The sequence below is a fragment of the Nioella sp. MMSF_3534 genome, from assembly GCF_030732985.1.
GTDB lineage: Bacteria > Pseudomonadota > Alphaproteobacteria > Rhodobacterales > Rhodobacteraceae > Nioella.
Genome location: NZ_JASHJX010000002.1, coordinates 126702 through 147327, shown reverse-complemented (window position 1 = coordinate 147327; position 20626 = coordinate 126702). Strand labels below are relative to the sequence as shown.

Sequence of the window (20626 nt, the reverse complement as noted above, 5' to 3'; positions counted from 1 at the left end):
TTGGTCGGATCATCATGCGGTTGGGTCCGTTCTCAACGGATTGAGCTTGGTGTGGTTCTACCCCCTTCGCCAAAGGAAAAGCGCGCGTTCTGAAAGCTCCATCACTGTCAGAGATGCTTTACAAGCTCGATGTTGGAAATGTCGTTTTCGCTGTTCTACGCGACAACCACCCGTTCTCCGTCCTCTCCAAAGAGATAGGATTTCGCGTCATCATAGTCCAAGCCAATGATCTTGTCCGGCTGAATGCAATGCTGACCGAACAGGCGCAGTGTCACAGGATGCCCGTCTTCCGTCGTGGCAAGAACATTAGTGTCCCCACCCAGATTTTCGACATGGGTCACGGTTGCCTGCAAGCGACCCTGATCCACAATGCGCAGATATTCCGGCCGAATGCCGATCATCTGGCCCTTCTTTCCACCAACGATCTCTGCAGGCAGGAAGTTCATCGCAGGGGATCCTATGAACCCCGCCACGAACTGATTGGCCGGGTTGTTATACAGCTCCATGGGGCTGCCGACCTGTTCTACCCTGCCATCGCGCAGCACGACGATCTTGTCGGCCAATGTCATCGCCTCGATCTGGTCATGGGTGACATAGATCATCGAGGCGGCAAGCGTCCGGTGCAGGCGGGCTATTTCCACTCGGGTGTTCATGCGCAGCGCCGCGTCGAGGTTGGACAGCGGCTCGTCGAAAAGGAACAGCTTGGGCTGGCGCACCACGGCCCGGCCAATGGCAACCCGCTGACGCTGACCGCCTGACAGCTCTGAAGGGCGACGGTCCAGATACTCGCCAAGCGACAGCATCCGGGCAGCCTCGGCCACGCGATCCTCGATTACCTGTTTCGGCTGGCCTTCCTGTTTCAGGCCAAGCGCCATGTTGCCGCGCACCGTCAGATGCGGGTAGAGCGCATAGCTCTGGAACACCATGGCAATGCCGCGTTTGGCAGGGGGAACGGTGTTCACCTCTTCACCAGCGATCTCGACAGTGCCCGAAGTCGCATCCTCCAGCCCTGCAATCACCCGCAACAACGTGGACTTTCCGCAGCCTGAGGGACCGACGAAAACGACAAACTCACCGTCTTCGACCTCCAGGTCGATATCCTTCAGTACATGGACGGAGCCGAAGGATTTATTGACGTTTTTCAGGCTGAGCGCGGTCATGGTCTGCGGTCCTTCAGGTCGATCGGTTTACCGGTGCGGATGCTTTCATCGGCGGCAAGGCAGATGGCCAGCGATTGCACGGCGTCATTCATATGGCGGGTCAGGTCGATATCGTCAGTGATGGCGCGCAGGATATAGGCCTGCTCGGCGGCGCAGAGGTCGTCATGGCCGGGCTCGCCCTCCATCTCGATCAACTGGTCGCCGGAAGGCCGGTGAACGAGGATGCCGCCCACCTTGGTGTGGCCGTCCACATCGTCGGACGATCCCTTGTTGCCCTCGGTGATCGACACGGCGCCGTTGGGGCTGACGATATCCTTCACGAAGAAGGCGGTTTCCGACATCATCGGACCCCAGCCAGCCTCGTACCAGCCGACGGAGCCGTCCTCGAAGATCACCTGGAACTGACCATAATTGTACATGTCGGGGGCGATTTCATCGGACAGGCGCAGACCCATTCCGTGCACGCGCACCGGCGCTGCATCGGTGATCTGGCACATGACGTCGACATAGTGGACGCCACAATCGACGATCGGGCTGGTGGTCTGCATCAGCGATTTGTGGGTGTCCCAGGTCTCGCCCGTCGATTGCTGGTTCAGGTTCAGACGGAAGACATAGGGCCCGCCAAGCCCGCGCGCCTCGGAGATCAGCCGCATCCAGGAGGGGTGATGGCGCAGGATGTAGCCCACGACCAGTTTCCGCCCGGTTTTTGTCGCGCAATCGACCACGCGGCGCGCCTCGGCCGCGGTCATGGCCAGCGGCTTTTCCACGAAGACATGCGCACCTGCCTGCATGGCCGCGATGGCATAGTCCGCATGGGTATCGGTGTAAGTGGCGATCACGGCCAGATCCGGTTTCACCTCTGCCAGTGCCGCATGGAAATCGGTGAAGACGGGATAGCCCTGCAACTCCGAATGATCCGTGTGGCCCGACCGGTTCACCAATCCGACGATTTGCGCATCGGGGTGGCGGTGATGGGCCAGAGCGTGACTCAGCCCCATATTGCCAAGGCCTGCAATCAGAACGCGGGTCATGTTCTATCCCCTTTTGACTCCGGGACCGGGACGGGCTTTCGAAAGCCCGTGTCAAAGCCGCGTCGACGCGGCTTGCAAGCGGTTTCGAAACCGCTTTGTATAAGCCCGTTCGAACGGGCTTGCGGGCCGCCTGAGAGAGTGCTCATTTCACCGCCCCCGACGTGATGCCGCGGATCAACTGGCGCGAGAAGATGACATAGAGCACCATCACAGGCAGGATCGCCATGCCAAGCGCTGACAAAACCGCGTTCCAGTCGGTCACGAACTGGCCGATGAAGACCTGGCTGCCCAGTGTCAGGGTTTTGGTTTCTTCCGCCGGCGCGAGGATCAGCGGGAACCAAAGATCGTTCCAGATCGGGATCATGTTGAAGACCGCGACCGTCGCCATGGCAGGCCGCACCAGCGGCAGAACCAGGCGGAAGAAGATCGTGTATTCGCTGAGTCCATCAATCCGGCCTGCGTTCTTCAGGTCATCCGACACCTGCCGCATGAACTCGCTGAGGATGAAGACAGCCAGCGGCAAACCCTGCGCGGTATAGACGAGGATCAGCGCCCAAAGCGTATTGACCAGACCGGTATCCACCATCAGTTCCAGGATCGCGACGGTACCGATACGGATCGGGATCATGATGCCAAGGGCCAGATACAATCCCATCAGCGTGTTGCCCTTGAACCGGTATTCGCTAAGGGCAAAGGCTGCCATGGCTCCGAACAGCAGGATGAAGAACAGCGACGCCACCGTCACGATCATCGAGTTCTGGAAGTAGCCGAAGAAATCGCCCTGATTGAATACGGTCTCGTACCCTACGGTCGAAAAGCTCTCTGCATCCGGCAGGGCCAGCGGCTCGCGGAAGATGGACCGGCGGGTCTTGAAACTGTTGATCAGGATCACGAAGACCGGGAACAGCGCGATGACCGTGTAAAGGATCAGGATGCCATGCGCGGCGGCGATGTTGACGGGGTTTCTGCGGGCCTTGTTCATGCGTCCATCCCCCTCAGAACTGATAGCGGCGCATGCGGGTCTGGATACCGAAGAGGTAGATACAGACCCCGATCAGGATGATCGCGAACATGGCGCTTGCAATGGCGGACCCCATATGCGGATCGCCCAGTTGCAGCTGGAAGCCGAAGAAGGTGCGATACATGAAGGTGCCAAGGATATCGGTTGAATAGTCCGGCCCTGCAAGCGCGCCTTGCGCGGCGTAGATCAGGTCGAACGCGTTGAAATTGCCCACGAATGTCAGGATAGAAATGATCCCGATCGAAGGCAGGATAAGCGGCAGCTTGATCTTCCAGAAAGCCGATGCCCCGGTGATTCCGTCACATTCGCCTGCCTCCAGAATCTCCTCGGGGATCGACAGAAGGGCCGCATAGATCAGCATCATCGGGATGCCGACGAACTGCCAGACGGAAATCAGCGCCAATGTGGTCAGCGCGGTGCTTTCCAGCCCAAGCCAGGGCAGAAAATAGTCGTCCAGCCCGACCGCATCCATCATGCCGGGTGCAATGCCCCAGATGGGCGAGAGGATCAGTTTCCAGGCGAAACCGACAATCACGAAGCTGAGGATCGTGGGCACGAAAATGGCTGTGCGATAGAGCGCAGCAAAGCGCAGGCGCGGGTGGCTCAGGATTGCGGCCAGAAGGATGCCGATGGGGTTCTGAACCAGCATGTGAATGAGGAAAAACCAGAAGTTGTTGCCAAGCGCATTCCAGAACGCGTCAGACCACAGCGGGTCTCCGAACAGCGTGCGGAAATTGTCCAGCCCCACGAACACGCGCGTCCGGTCGACCTCGTCAAACAGGGCCAGCCGCAAGGTGTTGAAAAGCGGGATGATCATGATCGCCGTGTAGACCAGCACCGCGGGGGCGAGGAACACGAGGATATGCCATCTGATCTGGGGTTTGCGCATCTTGGCCTCCGGGGACTTGGGGTCCGGGCAGCAAGGGGGCCGCCCGGACAATGTGCAGCAAGGGAGGTTACTGCTGCGGTTCGTACCAGCTTGCCAGACCGTCCTGCAGGCGCTGACCGGCCTCTTCCGGGGTTTCGGCCCCACGGATCACCTGGGCGGATGCGTTCCAGGTTTCGTTTTCCAGGTTCGGGGTGCCGCGCGACAGGATCTGGTAGGTGGAGCGGATGGTGGAGTTGCACTCACCCCGCCAGGACACGAATTCCTGCGCCAGCGGATCTTCCATGGCCACGTCGAAATTCGACAGCGAGAAGAAGCCGGGCAGGGCATTGGCGTAGATCGTGGCGAACTCCTCGGAGCCGACCCATTCCAGGAAGGTGCGGGCCGCTTCGGCGTTCGGCGATGCCGGGTTCAGGCCAATGGCGATGTCGGTGTGATCCGAGATGTAGCACTCGTCACCCGCGTTCTGCACCGGCGGCGGGAAGGCCCCCATGGCAAAATCGGCCTGCGCGTTGAACCCGGTGATCTCCCACGATCCGGCGGGATAGATCGCCGCGCGGCCAAGGGTGAACAGGTTCTGGCTGTCGGGATAGGTCTGCGCCTCGAAGCCACGGCCCAGATACTGGCCCCAACGGGCAAGCTGACGATAGGGGGCAACCCAGGCTTCATCGGTCAGCGACTGTTCACCGGCGATCAGGGCCAGACGGCCTTCTTCACCGCGCCAGTAATTCGGGCCGATATTGTTATAGCCCATGGTGGCCGCTTCCCATTGGTCATTGGTGCCCATGGCCATGGGGATATACCCGCCGTCTTCCTCGATCGCGTCGAGCACGGCAAAGAATTCGTCCACGGTGGTCGGCTCTTCCAGCCCAAGCTCCTCAAACGCATCGGCATTGTAGATGAAGCCGTGGATCACGGACGCCATCGGGACGCAGAAAGTGGCGGAGCCGTCATCGGTCTGCCATGCGGATTGCGCCACGGAGGAGAAGTTGGCCATCGCGTCGAGGTCGCTCAGGTCGGCAAGGTGGCCGTCTTCATAAAGCGCAAGTGAGGCATCGAACGGACGGCAGGTGATCAGGTCACCGGCGGAACCCGCTTCCAGCTTGGAATTCAGCACGGCATTGTATTCCGCCGGAGCCGAGGGGGTGAACTCCACGTGAATGCCGGGATGGTTGGCTTCGAATGCAGGGATAATCACATCCTGCCACAGCAGCAGGTCGTCATTCCGCCAGCTCTCAATAGTCAGGGTAACATCCTGGGCCGAGGCAACGGTTCCCGCCAGAATGGTGGTCGCCAGAAGACCGGCGCCGAGTTTCTTCATGGACATTTGGTTTTCCTCCCTAAGGTCCTGGTTAAAGCCCGCGTCTCAGGCGTGGCTGTGCAAAGCCGCCATGGCGGCACGAAGTCGGCCGTCTGCTTTTGTCAGCAGGTCTTCGGCCAAGGTCAGATTCGGGGCACCCATGGCCAGCAACACGGCGGGTTTGACCCGACCGTTTGCCGTCGCAAGGGCGGTTTCGGCCTGTTCATGCGGGACCGAGGCGATATCGGCCACCATTCGGGCGGCCCGATCTCGCAGTTTGTCATTATCGGCGCGCAGGTTGACCATCATGCCGTCATGCACATGACCCAGGGCAACGCCCATGATCGTTGACATCATGTTCAGGGCCGCCTTTTGCGCCGTGCCCGCGCCCATGCGTGTGGAACCCGAAATGACCTCGGGCGGGGTCGGCAGGCAGATGGCCACGTCAGCAAGGGCCAGCAACGGGGTTTCGGGGTTATTGGCCAAACCGATCACATGTGCCCCACGGTCGCGTGCAATGGCCGCGATTTTCAGGGCATAGGGCGTGCGGCCAGAGGCGCTGAGCAAGATGACCGCGTCCCCTTTGCCGATGATGCTGGCCGCTGCCTCTGCTTCTTGGGTATCGTCTTCCGTATCACCGGGCATCGCGGCGTCCTTGGGGATACCGCCAGCCATCAGAATTCGGGTGCGTTCCGGTGGCAGGCCGAAGGTTCCCGCCAGCTCGCAGGCATCCGCCATGGCCATCAGGCCGGACGACCCCGCCGCTGCATAGACCAGCTGCCCACCAGCGCGAACGGCCTCCGCCATAAGCTGACCGCCCCGCGCGATGTCCACCGTTGCAGAAGAAACGGCCCGCAACGCATCAAGCTGACCGGCCAGCAATGTGGCCCCGATCTCTTCAATCGGGCGCGCATCCAGCCCGCGGGCGGCAGCGTGCAGCTGTTCTGTCTGGCGTTGAGGCATGTGATTCCCCCTCCTGACGACAGAAGATACCATTTACGTACCTTTAAGCCAAGAGGGAATGTTCTTGCTGCATTTCGGCCTATTTTGGTAGTATAAATTCGATACCACCCCTAGAAATGCCCACAAAGGTATTGTAATGGTTTCTGCATGACACAGACCAAGTCAAACCTCGTGATCGGCGTTGACGGTGGGGGCAGCACCTGCCGCCTTGCCCTCGATACCGGCACGCATATGTATGAGGTCAAATGCGGGTCGGCCAATGTCTCGACCGACCTGCACGGTGCCTTGGCCACACTTCGCAATGGCTTTGAATCGCTTGCGCAATCCGCCGGGCTGACGCTTGACGACCTGCGCCATGCGCGGGCCTATCTGGGGCTGGCAGGGGTTGTCAGCCCGAAGATCGCAGCGACTGTCGCCGAGGCGCTCCACATAGACAATGTCGTGGTGGAAGATGACCGAATCGCTGCTGTTGTTGGCGCCCTTGGGGACGATGACGGCGCTGTGATTGGCATAGGCACCGGGTCGTTTCTTGCGCGGCGCGCCCACGATCATATTGAGTTGATCGGCGGTTGGGGCTTCGTTCTCGGTGACGAGGCATCGGGCGCCGACCTTGGCCGCAAGCTGTTGTCACGTACCCTTCATGCTTCGGACGGTCTGATTACGGGGTCTGCCCTGACAACCGAGATCCTGGACGAGTTGAACGGACCCGCCGGAATAGTCGGCTTTGCCGCAACGGCCCGGCCGGTGGATTTCGCCCATTTTGCGCCACGCATCGTTGCGGCGGCCAGGGCGGGAGACGACATCGCAACCACCCTGATGAAGGATGGCGCGGCCTACATCGTATCCGGCCTCAACCGGCTTGGGTGGAAACGGGAGGAACGGCTTTGCCCGATTGGCGGGTTGGCGCAGCAATATGCAGACTTCCTGCCTGCGAATGTCGCCGGGGAGCTGTCCAATCCGGATGACTCCGCGCTCGCGGGGGCCCTGACCCTCGCCCGGCGTTTGCCGAGAAGCGGAGGCACGACATGAAGATCACCGATTATCTCAAGGCGGATGGCTGGCTCGATCAGGTCGCGGGGCCGCGCTATGTGCAGCTGCGCAAACGGATCGAAAAGGCCATGGACCCTGAGGTTGGTATTCTGCCCCCCGGCGCGTCCCTTCCCTCGGAACGAGAGATTGCCTCGCTGACCGGCTTGTCACGCGTCACCGTGCGCAATGCGATTCAGGCATTGGTGGAGTCGGGGACAGTCATTCAGCGGCAGGGGTCGGGCACGTTCGTCACCGAAAAGGCGCAGCGGGTTGAACAATCGCTGTCCCATCTGACCTCGTTCTCCGAGGACATGACCCGGCGCGGGATGAAATCAACCTCTGTCTGGCTCGAACGCAGCATCTGCCTGCCGTCACCCGAAGAAACCATTGCGCTGGCACTGTCGGCCAATGACTCGGTCGCGCGCATCTCGCGGCTGCGCATGGCCGATGACAGGCCCATGGCCATCGAGCGTGCGGCGCTGCCCGTCGACATTCTGCCCAACCCGATTGCCGTCACGACGTCGCTTTATGACGTGCTGGAACAGGACGGGAATCGCCCGGTCCGCGCCATCCAGAAAATCTCGGCTATCAACCTGGGCCAAGACGACGCCGATCTGCTCGGTGTGGCCGAAGGGGCCGCCGGGCTGCGCATCGAGCGCGTGTCCTACCTGCCTTCTGGCCGGGTCGCTGAATTCACCAAATCCATCTATCGCGGCGATGCCTATGATTTCGTGGCAGAGCTGCGCCTGTAGCAAAGGCAATCCGACCATGACCGACCATTCCACCCAGATGCGCCGGGAAATCCTGGAGATCCCGCAAGTCGTCGCCCGTCTGGTGGCCGGGAAATCGGCCGATATCGCCGCCATCGCGGACGCCGCCCGTGCCGCTGATCCCCGGTTCGTGGTAACCGTGGCGCGCGGGTCGTCTGACCATGTCTGTACATTCCTGAAATACGCGATCGAGCTGGAGCTTGGGCTGCCCGTGGCCTCTATTGGACCGTCTGTTGCGTCGATCTACGGAGCGGATCTGAAACTGGCCGGTGGTCTGTGCCTCTCTGTCTCTCAATCGGGAAAAAGCCCCGATATCGTGTCCATGGCCAAAGGGGCTGGCAAGGGCGGCGCCTTGACGGTGGCCATTACCAACGACCCCGCGTCGCCACTGGCGCAGGCATCGGCCCATACAATCGACATCTTCGCTGGCCCCGAACGCAGCGTCGCGGCGACCAAGACCTTTGTGACCTCTGCCGTGTCTGGCCTGCTGCTGCTGGCCCACTGGTCCGGCAATGACGCGCTGATTGGGGCGCTGAAAGACCTGCCCGCCCATCTGGAACGCGCCGCACAGCTGGACTGGCCGAACCTGCGCCGCGCCATCGGGCAGAAGAAATCGCTCTTCACCCTCGGGCGCGGGCCGTCCTGGGCCATGTCCAATGAAGCGGCGCTCAAGTTCAAGGAAACCTGCCAGATCCACGCCGAAAGCTACTCGGCGGCAGAGGTGCTGCATGGCCCGGTGTCCATCGTCGAGGAAGGGTTCCCCGTGCTGTGTTTTGCCGTGGGCGATGCGGCCGAAGCGTCAGTGGTTCAGGTTGCGGACAATCTGGCCGCGAAAGGTGCCAGCGTGTTTCTGACCTCCGATCAGCCGTCAGGCGCCACACAACTGCCGCATGTGCGCACGGGCCACGCCCTGACGGATGCAATCGCGCTTATGGTGTCCTTCTACACGATGGTCGAGCGGGTGGCGGCGGATCGGGGCATCAACCCAGACACCCCGCGCCATCTGCGCAAAGTGACGGAGACCGTATGACGGAGCAACGCACAGCCTATCTCTGTCCTCGCATTTTCGATGGCGCGGCGTTTCATTCAGACAGCGCGCTGATCGTGGAAAGCAGCCGGATCTTGGCGATTGTCCCAACAGGCGATCTGGATGACACAATGCCCCGCCGCAGCCTTCCCGGTGGTCTGCTCGCTCCGGGCTTTGTCGACCTGCAAGTCAATGGCGGCGGCGGAGTGATGCTGAACGATGACCAGTCCGTCGATGCCCTGCGCCGCATCGCCCACGCCCATGCCACGCTTGGCGCGACGTCGATCCTGCCAACGCTGATCACCGATGCGCCCGAGAAGACGATTGCCGCCATCGACGCGGTCGAGGCCGCCATTGCCGCAGACGTCCCCGGCATCATCGGCCTGCATCTGGAGGGACCGCACCTGTCGGTTGCCCGCAAGGGCGCACATGAGGCGCGGTTCATCCGCCCCATGACCGATCGGGATGTCGAAATCCTGATCGACGGTGCGCGCCGGTTGCCGGTTCTGAAGATGACCGTCGCGGTCGAGAATGTGACCCTCGCCCAGATCCGGCAATTGACCGACGCGGGGCTGATCATCTCGCTTGGCCACACACAAGCAAGCGCCGCACAGGTGCAGAAGGCCGTGGACGCCGGGGCCACCTGCGTGACCCACTTGTTCAACGCCATGAGCCAGCTTGGCAATCGCGAACCGGGTCTGGTGGGCAGCGCGATCTGCCAGCCGGGGCTGTCTGCGGGGCTGATCGCCGATGGTATTCACGCGCATCCCGACAGCATTGGAATTGCCCTGCGGGCCAAGGCAGGTCCGGGAAAGATCTTCCTTGTCAGCGACGCGATGGCCGTTGCCGGGTCCGACCTGACAGAATTTCATCTGGGCGGTCGCAAGGTTCTGCGCCGGGAGGGCCGGCTGACGCTGGAGGACGGCACTTTGGCCGGGGCGGATCTGGACCAGCTTACAGCCGTTCGGAACCTGATCGGATGGGGCTTTGCCGATCCGGCAGGCGCACTTGCCATGGCGACGTCCATTCCGGCCTCTGTTATTGGCGACAGCACAGGTTTGGGACGCCTCGAACCCGGTGCTCCAGCGGATTTCCAGCATATTGAGTTGGAGGGCACAGGACCGGCTACAGTCTGGCACAGGGGCGTAGCTGTATCGGCTGGCTAAGCCGGATACCGCCAATACGCCCCATCCAATTGGCAAGCCCGCCCCAAGTTGCCTATCTTTCCGAAAGGTGACATGAACCCAGCCAGAGAGACTTGGGGTAGCTGCGGCCCGGCCTGCGATTGATCAGGGGAAGACGATGACGATCCATCTTTACAAGAACGACCTTCCCGACGGGCTGGACCTTGGCCCCGTTGTTGCAATCGACTGTGAAACGATGGGGCTGAACCCGCATCGTGACCGGTTGTGTCTGGTGCAGATGTCAGGCGGGGATGGTCACGCGCATCTGGTGCAGGTCGAACAGGGCCAGACCAAAGCCCCGAACCTTGCGCGGATGCTGGAAGACCCCGAAGTACTGAAACTCTTCCATTTCGGGCGCTTCGACATTGCCGCTATGTATCACGCCTTCGGCGCGCTGGCGGCACCGGTGTTCTGCACCAAGATCGCGTCGAAGCTGGTGCGCACCTATACCGACCGCCACGGGCTGCGGAACCTGTGTCAGGAGCTGTTGAACGTCGACATTTCCAAGATGCAGCAAAGCTCTGACTGGGGGGCGCCGAAGCTGACCGATGCGCAGATGACCTATGCCGCGTCGGACGTTCTGTACCTGCACCGGCTGAAGGAGATTTTCGAGACAAGGCTGGACCGCGAAGGCAGGACCGAGATCGCCCAAGCCTGTTTCGATTTCCTGCCCACCCGCGCCAAGCTGGATCTTTCGGGCTGGCCCGAGATCGACATCTTCTCTCACTGAGGGGACGGACATGGCCGCGCCCAACACCTATTCGCGTGTTGTCGCCTGGGTAAAGGTGATCCTGCCGCTGCTGGCGCTGGCGCTGCTGTCGACCCTGTTCCTGTTCTCCCGCGCCCCGGACCCGAACCGCGCCATACCCTTCGCCGAAGTGGATGTGGAGGAACTGGCCCGCGAACAAAGCCTTGGCCAGCCGCGCTTTGCCGGTACCATGTCGGATGGGCGCGAGGTGATCTTCACCGCCGCGCGCGTGGTCCCAAGGCTGACCAACCCCAACTTGCTGGATGCCGAAACCATCGAGGCCCGCATTGACCTGGACTCTGATTCCATCCTGCTGATCGTGGCAGGCAGCGGACAGTTCGACCTGCGCAACGAAGCCGCCGATCTGGGGGACGAGGTACAGCTGACGACCACCACCGGTCTGCGCCTGAACACAGAGCTGATGCATTTCGACATGGGCACATCCAGCGCCGTTGCGCCGGGAAATGTGCTGGTCACCGGCCCCGGTTTGTCCCTGACAGCCGGATCAATGCGAATCAGCGCTGTTGATGGAAACGACGTTGTCCTTTTTAATGGCGGTGTTCGGGTGCTATACGAGCCCGGAAGTTAACGGAGCTTTCATGCGCGCCTTTCTCATTGCCCTTTGCGTGGCTTGCCTTTCCGCTTTGCCGATCTCGGCACAAACATCCATCGGATTCGGGGGGGTGTCTCATGACGCCAACCAGCCGATCGAGGTGACGTCCGACAGCCTCAGCGTGGATCAAACGACGGGAAATGCGGTGTTTTCCGGCAATGTCATCGTGATCCAGGGGGATTTGAGGATGGCGGCGGGCGAGGTGTCTGTCATCTACGGCACAGGCGACACGCAGCAGATCCAGCAGGTTCTGGCCACTGGCGGCGTGCTGCTCACGCGCGGGCAGGACGCCGCGGAAGGCGCACAGGCGGAATACTCGGTCGACACCGGTCACGTGTTCCTGTCGGGCGATGTCCTGGTGACGCAAGGGCGCACCACGATTGCCGGTGACCGGCTGAATATCGACCTCAACACCGGTAACGGCACGGTCGAGGGCCGGGTGCGCACCATCCTGCAACCCGCGGGGCAGTAACCCATGGCAGACCGGCCCGATCTTGTGATGGAACAGGGCCAGCAGGGCCTGCGCGTCACCAATCTGCGCAAAAGCTACAAGCGCCGTCCGGTGATCCGCGACGTGACCATGACATTGGACCGGGGCGAGGTTGTGGCCCTTCTCGGTCCGAACGGATCGGGCAAGACCACCTGTTTCTATTCAATCGCCGGGCTGGTCGCACCCGAAGGTGGCAAGGTCATTCTGGACGGGCAGGATATCACCTATCTGCCGATGTATCGCCGCGCCAAGGCAGGCATCGGATATCTGCCACAAGAGATGTCGATCTTTCGCGGTCTGACGGTCGAGGAAAACATCACGGCGATTCTCGAAGTGGTGGAAAAAGACCGCCACAAGCGCCACGAACGGCTGGAAGAGCTGCTTTCGGAATTCTCCATCACCCATCTGCGCGCCGCCCCGGCCCTGTCCCTGTCCGGAGGCGAACGCCGCCGGGCCGAGATCGCCCGCTGCCTGGCCTCGAACCCCCGATATCTGCTGCTGGACGAGCCCTTTGCGGGCGTCGATCCGATTGCGGTATCCGAGATTCGCGCACTGGTGTCCGACCTTAAGAAACGAGGGATCGGTGTCTTGATCACCGATCACAACGTGCGCGAAACGCTCGATATCGTGGACCGCGCCTATATCCTGCATGACGGCACCATGTTGATGAGCGGCACCGCCGAGGAAGTGGTGCGGGACGAGAACGTGCGCCGGGTCTATCTGGGCCACAGTTTCCGCATCAGTTGATCTTTGCCAACGGGCGGATCACGTCGAGTTGTCGTTGACAGACCGCCCCGATTCAGCGCCAAATGGTGGGGATGTACGAAAGCGTTCCCGATCTTGCACTGCACATCGCCGGACCCACCGGGCCGACGAATGCAAGCAAACATCAGGGGCGCTTTTTTGTTGCATCGCTGTACTGACTTACGGCCGCCCGGGGATCCTTTCCCGCGTCGGCCGTTCGCATTTAAGGAGGTCCTATGCGCTACCAGATCAGCGGAAAACAAATCGATATCGGCGACGCCTTGCAAACCCATGTGAAGGACAGTCTTGGCGCCGTCGTGGAAAAATACGCTGAACGTCCGACCGACGCGAATATCGTGTTCTCGCGTAGCGGCCACGAGCATGTCTGCGAAGCCACCATCCATCTTTCGACCGGGCTGACCGCGTCAGCAAAGGCCGCCGACCATGAAATCTACGCATCCTTCGACCAATGCGCAGAGAAGATGGAAAAGCAGCTGCGTCGCTACAAGCGCCGCCTGAAAGACCATCACATCAAGCGATCAGAGCCCGTTGAAACCTTCGCCGGTTCCTCGTATATCCTCGCGGGCTCGGACCATGGGGATGAGGACGAACCGGAGTCGCTGCAGCCGATGATCATTGCCGAGATGGAGACGAAAATTCCGTCCCTTTCGGTTGGTGAAGCGGTGATGCAGATGGAAATTTCCGGAGCGCCCGTTCTGATTTTCCGAAACGAGGGACACGACGGGTTGAATGTGGTCTACCGCCGCGAAGATGGGAATGTCGGCTGGATTGACCCCCGTTAACAGAAGCAACAGGGGCCGGGCGCTAGCGCGGCCCCAGACCGGGACAGTTTCATGGATCTTGCGTCACTATTGAGCCCGACAGCGGTTCGTATCATCGCTGATGTCACCAGTAAGAAGCGGCTGATTCAGGCCGTGGCCGATGTCGCCGCGCCACTGACGGGGTTGTCGACGACGGACATCACGTCGGCCCTGCTGGAACGCGAAAGCCTTGGGCCCACCGGCTTCGGCAAGGGTGTTGCCCTGCCGCATGCGCGCCTGTCCGGCCTGACCGGGGTACAGGGCGCTTTCATCAAGCTGGATCGACCTGTGGATTTCGACGCCGTGGACCGCCAGCCGGTTGACCTGATCTTTGCCCTGTTTGCACCCGAGGAATCGGGAACCGAACACCTCAAGGCACTGGCGCTTGTCTCTCGCACCCTGCGCGACCCGGTCCTGTGTGAAAAGCTGCGGGCCAATTCAGACGCGGCGACGCTGCATACCTTGCTGACCGAGGCACGCGCGACACAGGCGGCCTAAGGCTCCCAGGTCTGGAAGCCGAAATTCAGGAAATCCTTGCGATAGATGTCAAAGATCAGCGACTCGATCTCACTGTCGTTGATCTCTGCCAACGGGAAAGGCTCCTCTGGCAGGGCCATGTCGAACTCTGCGCCATCGCGTCCTTGCGTTTTAGCCAGCTTCGGCAGGTCTTCGATCAGCTCCTCCTCCCGCAAGATGCGGTCGGGTAGCGCGAAATTCGCCATGCCCTGAATCAGCGCGGTCTGTGACGCGAAGATCTGTTCCACTTTCAGGCTGGTCTGCCCGGCGAGGTTCCCTTTCAGGAAATTCAGAAAGGCGATGAACGCCTCCTTGTGCTGGTCGGCATAGTAGCCGGGGATCAGCCCGTCCTTGGGGATCGGCAGGTTGTAGCGGTTCTTCAGCACCCGCCGGATATTCGCATAGGCGGGCCTGTCGGCGGGCAGAATGCAGCTGTTGAACACGTGATAGGCGCGTTCCAGCGGGTGACGCAGGACGGTAAAGCTGCGGTGGCCCGGATGTTTACGCATCCATTGGCGGATGTCCTTCTGCTTCAACCCGGTCAGCAGCTTGTCCGCGCCGATACCCTCCAGCCCTGCCATCCAGTCCTTGACAGGGTCCACCGCCGCGCCCCGGATCGGCATGAACATCAACCCTGTTTCCGGCATCAGGACGAAACCCGGTACAGCCGCATGGCGTGCGGGTTCGAAATTGGGCGTTCTGCTCAGGTCGAACCGGTCCAGCCTGGCCAGCGACCGGACCATGTGGTCGTAGTTTTCCACTTTCTGGCTCAGATCGCTCGGGTTTTGCTTTTTCAGCTTCGAATTCGTGGCCTCCAACGCATGGCTCGACCCCAGGAAGCGCGCCAAGCCGTTCACGACCTCCACATCGTTGATGTCCTCATAGCGAATGTAGAACGCCGCCTGTCCGGTGGTTTGCAGCCCGCGTTGCAGCCGGATCTGGAACGATTGCAGGTCTTCCAGCATGGTCTCGAACTCCCACAGCCGAAATTCCACCTTGGCGCTTTTCTGGTGCTTCATATCGGTCAGCCGCCATTGCCCGGTCTCGGTCGCGATCCGGCGGCTGACATAGCTTTCCAGCGGATTGCGGGTCAGGATCACCTTTGCGATGCGCGGATCGGGCAGGATACGGTCCAGCACGCGCGGATCATGGTCGTGGAAGAACCGAAAGCCCGGCAACGCGTCGCCCGCATTCCCAAGGATGGCATCCAACAGGTCGAGCGGCTTTTCCTCGCGCCGGTTCATGTCGATGCCATGCATCTCGAACGTATTGTGATGGCCCATGAAGGTCGGGTTATAGACCTCGCCCAGACAATTCAGATCGGGCAGATCGTTCAGCGTCGCCTCGAGGTAGTTCGAGCCCGTCCGCATTTCGGCAAAGATCACGAAGGCATCGAAACGGTCGGACATGGGTTACCTGACAAGATAGGGCCGGGACCCGCCCGACCTGGGTTGCATTCCGGGCTGGTTAACGGGGAAGTCGCCCGTGACATGCGGGTTCATCCCCTGGTTCTTCAGATTTTGCAGAAACTGACCAAATCCCGACAGATCGACCATGCGCGGCGCCTCGGTTATGCGCGCACCGGAGGACGGGCCACCGATGGCATCGAGGATTGATTGCAGATTTTCCATCGGTTCTTCGACGAACTCCGCAAGGGACCAGATCTTCACCTCTGCCCGTGTCTGCACCCGGCGCAGAATGTTGACGAAGTCGATCTCCTGCTTTTGCAGCAGGGCCGCCGTCTTTCGGATCGTGTGGAAATCCTGGTTCGAGTTGAACAGCGGCACCGCCCAGGCCCCTGTCACAACCGAGATCTGCGCATTCCCGTCAGAGGCGAGGAACGCCCCGATTCGCTGTTCGTCGCGCGGACTGAACTGAAACACCTGACGTTCGCCCCGCGTGTTCCAGATCAGGCTGGTCAGGAAATGCTCAGGGTCATAGTCGCGAATGGCGGCGGCCGAGGACAGGCAGCCAGCATAGACATCCGCATCGCCCGAGAACCGCACGCGCACGGGGTCGAACAGATTGCCATGCACCCGCGTGCCAAGACGGCGGGCCAGCCACGGTTCGAAATTCTCGAAAAGGTCGTTGAAGCCCTGGAAGACCGAATAGGGCGCGCTGGTCTTTCCATTTTCCCAGTCAGGGTTCGGGAACCGGCTGTGCATATACATGCCCGCCCGCCCCCGCGTTCGCCGTTCAAGTGCCTTGGAAAAAACGCGGTCGATCTTGCCCGGTGCCGGTTCGGCCATGACGGTGCCGCGATCCTGATCGGTCAGAAAGGTTTCATAGAGCCGATCCGCCTTATGCCAGATCTTGCGCGCGACGAAGCAATCCGACCGCCGCAGCAGATGCAGGTGGTCGTCGTAGAAGACATGGGGTTTGCCCTGAAAATCGAATTTCGAGAGCGTCAGCGACCGGCTTTCGATATGGGTCGAGTACTTGCGAACCAGTGTCTGATAATAGCTTTCGTCAGGAATCCAGACCAGTTTGAAGAACCGGTCATAGGCCTTGCGTGACGGGTCTTGCAGGATGGCCGACAGGGTCTGACGGGTCAGGCACCACCATTGGCTGCCCAGATGCGGCACCAGATCATCGGGCATGGTCCGCTTGAAACCCACCTTGCGCTGCAGCTCCACATAGCCGTCAAACAGCCTGCGGTGACGTTTCCATGAAAAGGGAAAGCGCAGCTGGAACCGTTCCGCATGCAGCCCGTCAACGGTCCATTCCACGTCTTCCGTGGTCACGCTCTCGATGAAATCCGTGCGTGGACGGGCCGCCAGATAGGCCTTGAGCTCCTCCACAGGGCGCAAGGGCAGGCAGGATCCGCTGGACAGGAAAACGTGTCTGACATTGGGGAATTCGGCCAGCATCATCTCGGATGCGGTCTGCGATGCGGCGACGAGAGACCATGTTCCCCATTCGCATTTGTGCCGCCCGCAGAATTTGACATTCGGCAGGTCAGACAGATCGGATTTCAGACCCGAATACGCCTCTTTCGACACGCGCTGATCCACGTGGATCACAACAGGGCAATCCCGTTCGGCCCAATGCCGCGCCACCTGCGCCGCGCGATGCAGCGCCGTATGGCAGAGCATGACGAACCCGACACTCATGCCCAGTTCCCCTTGGACATGAGACCGAGGATTTCCAGTTGCCGCCAGTTGATGAAGCGTTCAGACCATTTACACCAAAGGTTGGGGTCTTCCTGCAAACCGGCGGCATAGGCCTTGTATTCGTGACTGTTGGCGTAATGCTGTTTGCGTTGCAGCTCTTCCCGCGCCTTGGTGGTGAAGGTGTCGAGGAACTTGGCATGCATCAGCACGCCCGACGCCTTTTCGCCGCCCCACTCATCGAACACCAGATTCAGCCCGCGCGGCAGCAACATGTGGGTAGAGCTGGCAAAGGCATAGTTCTTGTCCCATTTCACCAGCGGGATCTTGTTCAGCGCCGGGGCGCGTTCGGGATTGTCCGGGAAGAACAGGCGCGCCCGTGGGCCGCCCTGAATCCAGAGGTTCCCGAAATCCCAGTTGCGCTTGATCATGTAATTGCCGCTGTCGAACCAGCAGGCAATGTCGAACGGGTTCTGTCCCTCGCTATAAGGCTGCGTCGTGATCGGGCCCTTGGGATACATATCCAGCAGCATGGCCCCGAACGACTTGATTGAACTGCTTTCCAGCCAGTCTGTCAGCGCCGGAATGGGGCGCGTATCGCAGAACGGGTAGACAAGGAATTCATCCGGGTCGACGACGACACACCAGTGGCCATGACCATATTCCCGCAAAAGTGCATTCAGCCAATCCATCCCGAAGCGGGAGCGTTTGTAGCTGGCGGGCGTCGTCCAGACCGAACAATCGCCCTGCCCGGCGAGGTATTCGCGCGTGCCATCGGTACTGTCGTTGTCCACAAAGACGAAATGCGACACGCCCCTGTCACGATAGTAGCGCAGGAAATAGGGCAAGCGGATTCGCTCGTTTCGCAGGGTGACGAAGCACAGAACATCGTTGGGGCGGATCTGGTCAGTGCGGTCTGCCACAAGCAGAAGATCCCGCGCCTTGCGCCAGGCACGGATCAAAAACCGCTTACGTTCAAGGCGCAGCTTGTAGCGCTGAACCACCTTCATACCATGTCCCCTGCCCGGGCCTTTTGAAGGGCCTCAGTAACCGTGTCGAAATGTGCCTGCCACGTCGGAAGCTTGGCCGCTGGCAGCACCTCGTCCGCCAGTCTATCCCCCGATCGTTTCTTAATCGTTTCCAACCAAGAATACGCGTCCTGAGGGTCAAGGTAAACGGCGCAATCGTTAACGGTTTCACGCAACACCGGAAGGTCCGAGCAGATGGGCAACACACCAAGCCGCGCGGCCTCCAGCGGGGGATAGCCGAAACCCTCTGCCAGCGTCGGAAACAGCAGCCCATGCGAGCCCTCCAACAGGGTGCGCACCTGACCATCGCTCTGGTCGTTGTGTTCAAATACCGCGGTTCCACGCAGCGGGTGGGTGTCGAGCCGTTGAAAGAACTCTTCCGATGCCCATCCCCTCTGACCAACGAAATGCAGATGCGGGCGACCGGCTTCGGGCAACATCGACCAGACATCCAGCAACAGCTGGTGGTTCTTGCGGGGCTCAATGGTGCCAAGGCACACAAATCTGGGAGTGTCAGGGTCTAAACCGGGCGATAACGGCTCTTTCTCCACGCGATCGGGCAGGCCGAGATGAGCCGTGACGAAGGCCATGTCAACGCTCATATGCCGCGCAAGTTGTCGGCTTGTGTCCTCCGAGTTGCAGATGATCAGATTTGCATGATCCTGGCTGGCCGTCAGCATCTTGCGAAAGTGCCCCGGTATCTCGGGACGAGAGAATTCCGGATGATCCAGAGGAATGGCATCGTGCAGCAGCACGGCGACCTGCACATCCGGGTTTGCCCGAAAGGCCCGTAGACAGTCCACGGACAGGTTGCTGTGACCGACATTCAGATAGGTCGTGTCTTCCCGCAGGTGTTGGGACAACAGTCGAAACAGGTTGGCGTGCAGGCAACGGGCAATGGCGTGGCGACGCAGCAGAGCCTCGGCCCGATGTCGCGGAAGATCCGACTTTCCGGTCAGACGTGACAGCAGATCAGGCGGTGGCCAATCCACGTTGCCGTCAAGCGCGTTCAGAAACGCCTGCGCACCCGCTGCCCCGAACAGGATATAACCGCGAGAGCTGCGGACCAGAAACCGTGGGTCTGGATCCGTCCTCAGAACCCAATCCGCATAAGCGCGCTCGACGCGATCCACGCCCGTCAACTGACCTCGCCCGACGCGGGACAACAGCCGCGTCAGGTCAAGACACAGGGCAGGCCCGATCATAGGTTACTGGGCTGCGTTCTTCGTTGCCGACATCTGGTCGAGGAAATGAGAGAACTCGTCGCGCAGATCGTCACGTGCCAGACCGAAGGCAACCGTCGCCTGCAAGAATCCTGCCTTGGACCCGCAATCATAGCGCTGACCACGGAAACGGAAGCCATAAACGTTGTCCGATGCCTTGATCTCTTCGGCAATCGCGTCGGTCAGCTGAATCTCTCCGCCTGCGCCCGATTTTGCACGGTTCAGGTTGCGCATGATGTCCGGCGTCAGGATATACCGACCGATAACCGCCAGATTCGACGGGGCATCCTGAATGTCCGGCTTTTCGACCATGCCCTTGACCGATACGACCGATCCCATGTCGTCGCGAATGTCGAGCACCCCGTAGGACGAAGTCATCTCGGGCGGAACCTCCATCGCGGCGACCATGTTGCCACCGGTTTCCTCATGCGCCTCGATCATCTGTTGCAGACAGGGCTTTTCCGCGGCGATCACGTCATCTGGCAGAATGACCGCGAACGGCTCGTTCCCCAGCAAGCGCCGCGCGCACCACACGGCGTGGCCCAGGCCCATGGCCTTGTTCTGGCGGATATAGGCAATCTGGCCGGAATCCATGTTGGTGGACTTCAGCGTCTTCAAAAGCTCGGTCTTGCCCTTCTTGCGCAAGGTGCTTTCCAGCTCGGGCGCGATGTCGAAATAGTCCTCAAGCGCGCTTTTCCCGCGGGATGTGACAAAGATGAACTCCTTAATGCCCGCTGCCCGTGCTTCATCGATCGCATACTGGATCAACGGGCGGTCGACGAGCGTCATGATCTCTTTCGGAATGGATTTGGTCGCTGGCAGGAAACGCGTGCCTAGTCCTGCCACCGGAAAAATCGCTTTGGTTACTTTCTTCATCTTCGTCTCCAACAGGTTGGAACCTACTTGTCTGCCGTCAGATCCCAAAATACGGGCCAATCGCGGCAAACTTCGTTCCTTTGAAC

At 60.7% G+C, this 20626-nt stretch carries 21 protein-coding genes; 10 read left to right on the top strand and 11 right to left on the bottom strand.

The features are described 5' to 3' along the window. Positions 1-155 precede the first annotated feature (155 nt). The 6 genes from RBB16_RS01585 to RBB16_RS01560 form a co-directional block, all read right to left on the bottom strand. A complete protein-coding gene (locus tag RBB16_RS01585) occupies positions 156-1160 on the bottom strand; it encodes an ABC transporter ATP-binding protein (RefSeq protein ID WP_306044457.1) in 1005 nt (334 codons plus the stop codon). Then, positions 1157-2191 carry a Gfo/Idh/MocA family oxidoreductase gene (locus RBB16_RS01580; RefSeq protein ID WP_306044456.1) on the bottom strand — a complete coding sequence of 345 codons (1035 nt, stop codon included), beginning with the start codon at positions 2189-2191 and terminating at the stop codon, positions 1157-1159. Before RBB16_RS01580 ends, RBB16_RS01585 begins: the two co-directional genes overlap by 4 nt. 142 nt (positions 2192-2333) lie before the next feature. After that, positions 2334-3173, bottom strand: a complete 840-nt coding sequence (locus tag RBB16_RS01575) for a carbohydrate ABC transporter permease (protein ID WP_306044455.1) — start codon at positions 3171-3173, stop codon at positions 2334-2336. A gap of 13 nt (positions 3174-3186) precedes the next feature. Further along, entirely contained in the window at positions 3187-4101 is a 915-nt protein-coding gene (locus tag RBB16_RS01570) for a carbohydrate ABC transporter permease (protein WP_306044454.1), read from the bottom strand. A 67-nt stretch (positions 4102-4168) separates the two neighbouring features. After that, positions 4169-5425: an ABC transporter substrate-binding protein gene (locus RBB16_RS01565; RefSeq protein WP_371931200.1), complete on the bottom strand. Its 1257-nt coding sequence runs from the start codon at positions 5423-5425 to the stop codon at positions 4169-4171. A 39-nt stretch (positions 5426-5464) separates the two neighbouring features. Then, entirely contained in the window at positions 5465-6361 is an 897-nt protein-coding gene (locus RBB16_RS01560) for an N-acetylmuramic acid 6-phosphate etherase (protein ID WP_306044453.1), read from the bottom strand. A gap of 147 nt (positions 6362-6508) precedes the next feature. Between RBB16_RS01560 and RBB16_RS01555 the strand changes: the two genes are divergently transcribed. The 10 genes from RBB16_RS01555 to RBB16_RS01510 all read left to right on the top strand — a co-directional run bounded on the left by RBB16_RS01555 (position 6509) and on the right by RBB16_RS01510 (position 14285). Continuing rightward, the gene (locus RBB16_RS01555) at positions 6509-7390 is read left to right on the top strand and encodes a BadF/BadG/BcrA/BcrD ATPase family protein (RefSeq protein ID WP_306044452.1); all 882 of its coding nucleotides are present in this window, start codon (positions 6509-6511) and stop codon (positions 7388-7390) included. Beyond that, the gene (locus RBB16_RS01550; protein ID WP_306044451.1) at positions 7387-8142 is read left to right on the top strand and encodes a GntR family transcriptional regulator; all 756 of its coding nucleotides are present in this window, start codon (positions 7387-7389) and stop codon (positions 8140-8142) included. Before RBB16_RS01555 ends, RBB16_RS01550 begins: the two co-directional genes overlap by 4 nt. Before the next feature lie 16 nt (positions 8143-8158). Next, positions 8159-9190 (top strand): SIS domain-containing protein, encoded by a 1032-nt coding sequence (locus RBB16_RS01545; RefSeq protein WP_306044450.1) that lies wholly within the window; start codon positions 8159-8161, stop codon positions 9188-9190. Continuing rightward, on the top strand, positions 9187-10353 hold the full coding sequence (gene nagA, locus RBB16_RS01540) for an N-acetylglucosamine-6-phosphate deacetylase (RefSeq protein WP_306044449.1): 1167 nt from the start codon (positions 9187-9189) through the stop codon (positions 10351-10353). The genes RBB16_RS01545 and nagA overlap by 4 nt, the downstream gene beginning before the upstream one ends. A gap of 136 nt (positions 10354-10489) precedes the next feature. Beyond that, the gene (locus tag RBB16_RS01535; protein WP_306044448.1) at positions 10490-11101 is read left to right on the top strand and encodes a ribonuclease D; all 612 of its coding nucleotides are present in this window, start codon (positions 10490-10492) and stop codon (positions 11099-11101) included. Positions 11102-11111: 10 nt separating this feature from the next. Beyond that, positions 11112-11708 carry a hypothetical protein gene (locus RBB16_RS01530; RefSeq protein ID WP_306044447.1) on the top strand — a complete coding sequence of 199 codons (597 nt, stop codon included), beginning with the start codon at positions 11112-11114 and terminating at the stop codon, positions 11706-11708. Between the two features lie 10 nt (positions 11709-11718). Then, a complete protein-coding gene (lptA, locus tag RBB16_RS01525) occupies positions 11719-12204 on the top strand; it encodes a lipopolysaccharide transport periplasmic protein LptA (protein WP_306044446.1) in 486 nt (161 codons plus the stop codon). A gap of 3 nt (positions 12205-12207) precedes the next feature. Further along, positions 12208-12969 (top strand): LPS export ABC transporter ATP-binding protein, encoded by a 762-nt coding sequence (lptB, locus tag RBB16_RS01520; RefSeq protein WP_306044445.1) that lies wholly within the window; start codon positions 12208-12210, stop codon positions 12967-12969. Positions 12970-13202: 233 nt separating this feature from the next. Then, positions 13203-13769: a ribosome hibernation-promoting factor, HPF/YfiA family gene (gene hpf, locus RBB16_RS01515; protein WP_071691724.1), complete on the top strand. Its 567-nt coding sequence runs from the start codon at positions 13203-13205 to the stop codon at positions 13767-13769. Between the two features lie 51 nt (positions 13770-13820). After that, a complete protein-coding gene (locus RBB16_RS01510) occupies positions 13821-14285 on the top strand; it encodes a PTS sugar transporter subunit IIA (protein ID WP_306044444.1) in 465 nt (154 codons plus the stop codon). Here the strand turns inward: RBB16_RS01510 and RBB16_RS01505 are convergent. The 5 genes from RBB16_RS01505 to galU form a co-directional block, all read right to left on the bottom strand. Then, positions 14282-15712, bottom strand: coding sequence for a nodulation protein NodH (locus RBB16_RS01505; RefSeq protein ID WP_306044443.1), 1431 nt, complete (start codon positions 15710-15712; stop codon positions 14282-14284). The two genes, RBB16_RS01510 and RBB16_RS01505, sit on opposite strands and share 4 nt — an antisense overlap. A gap of 3 nt (positions 15713-15715) precedes the next feature. After that, positions 15716-17416 carry a beta-1,6-N-acetylglucosaminyltransferase gene (locus RBB16_RS01500; protein WP_306044441.1) on the bottom strand — a complete coding sequence of 567 codons (1701 nt, stop codon included), beginning with the start codon at positions 17414-17416 and terminating at the stop codon, positions 15716-15718. Then, positions 17413-18423 (bottom strand): glycosyltransferase family 2 protein, encoded by a 1011-nt coding sequence (locus RBB16_RS01495; protein WP_306044440.1) that lies wholly within the window; start codon positions 18421-18423, stop codon positions 17413-17415. The genes RBB16_RS01500 and RBB16_RS01495 overlap by 4 nt, the downstream gene beginning before the upstream one ends. After that, positions 18420-19574 (bottom strand): glycosyltransferase family 1 protein, encoded by a 1155-nt coding sequence (locus RBB16_RS01490; protein ID WP_306044476.1) that lies wholly within the window; start codon positions 19572-19574, stop codon positions 18420-18422. Before RBB16_RS01490 ends, RBB16_RS01495 begins: the two co-directional genes overlap by 4 nt. A gap of 75 nt (positions 19575-19649) precedes the next feature. Further along, positions 19650-20540, bottom strand: coding sequence for a UTP--glucose-1-phosphate uridylyltransferase GalU (galU, locus tag RBB16_RS01485; RefSeq protein WP_306044439.1), 891 nt, complete (start codon positions 20538-20540; stop codon positions 19650-19652). Positions 20541-20626: the final 86 nt, after the last annotated feature.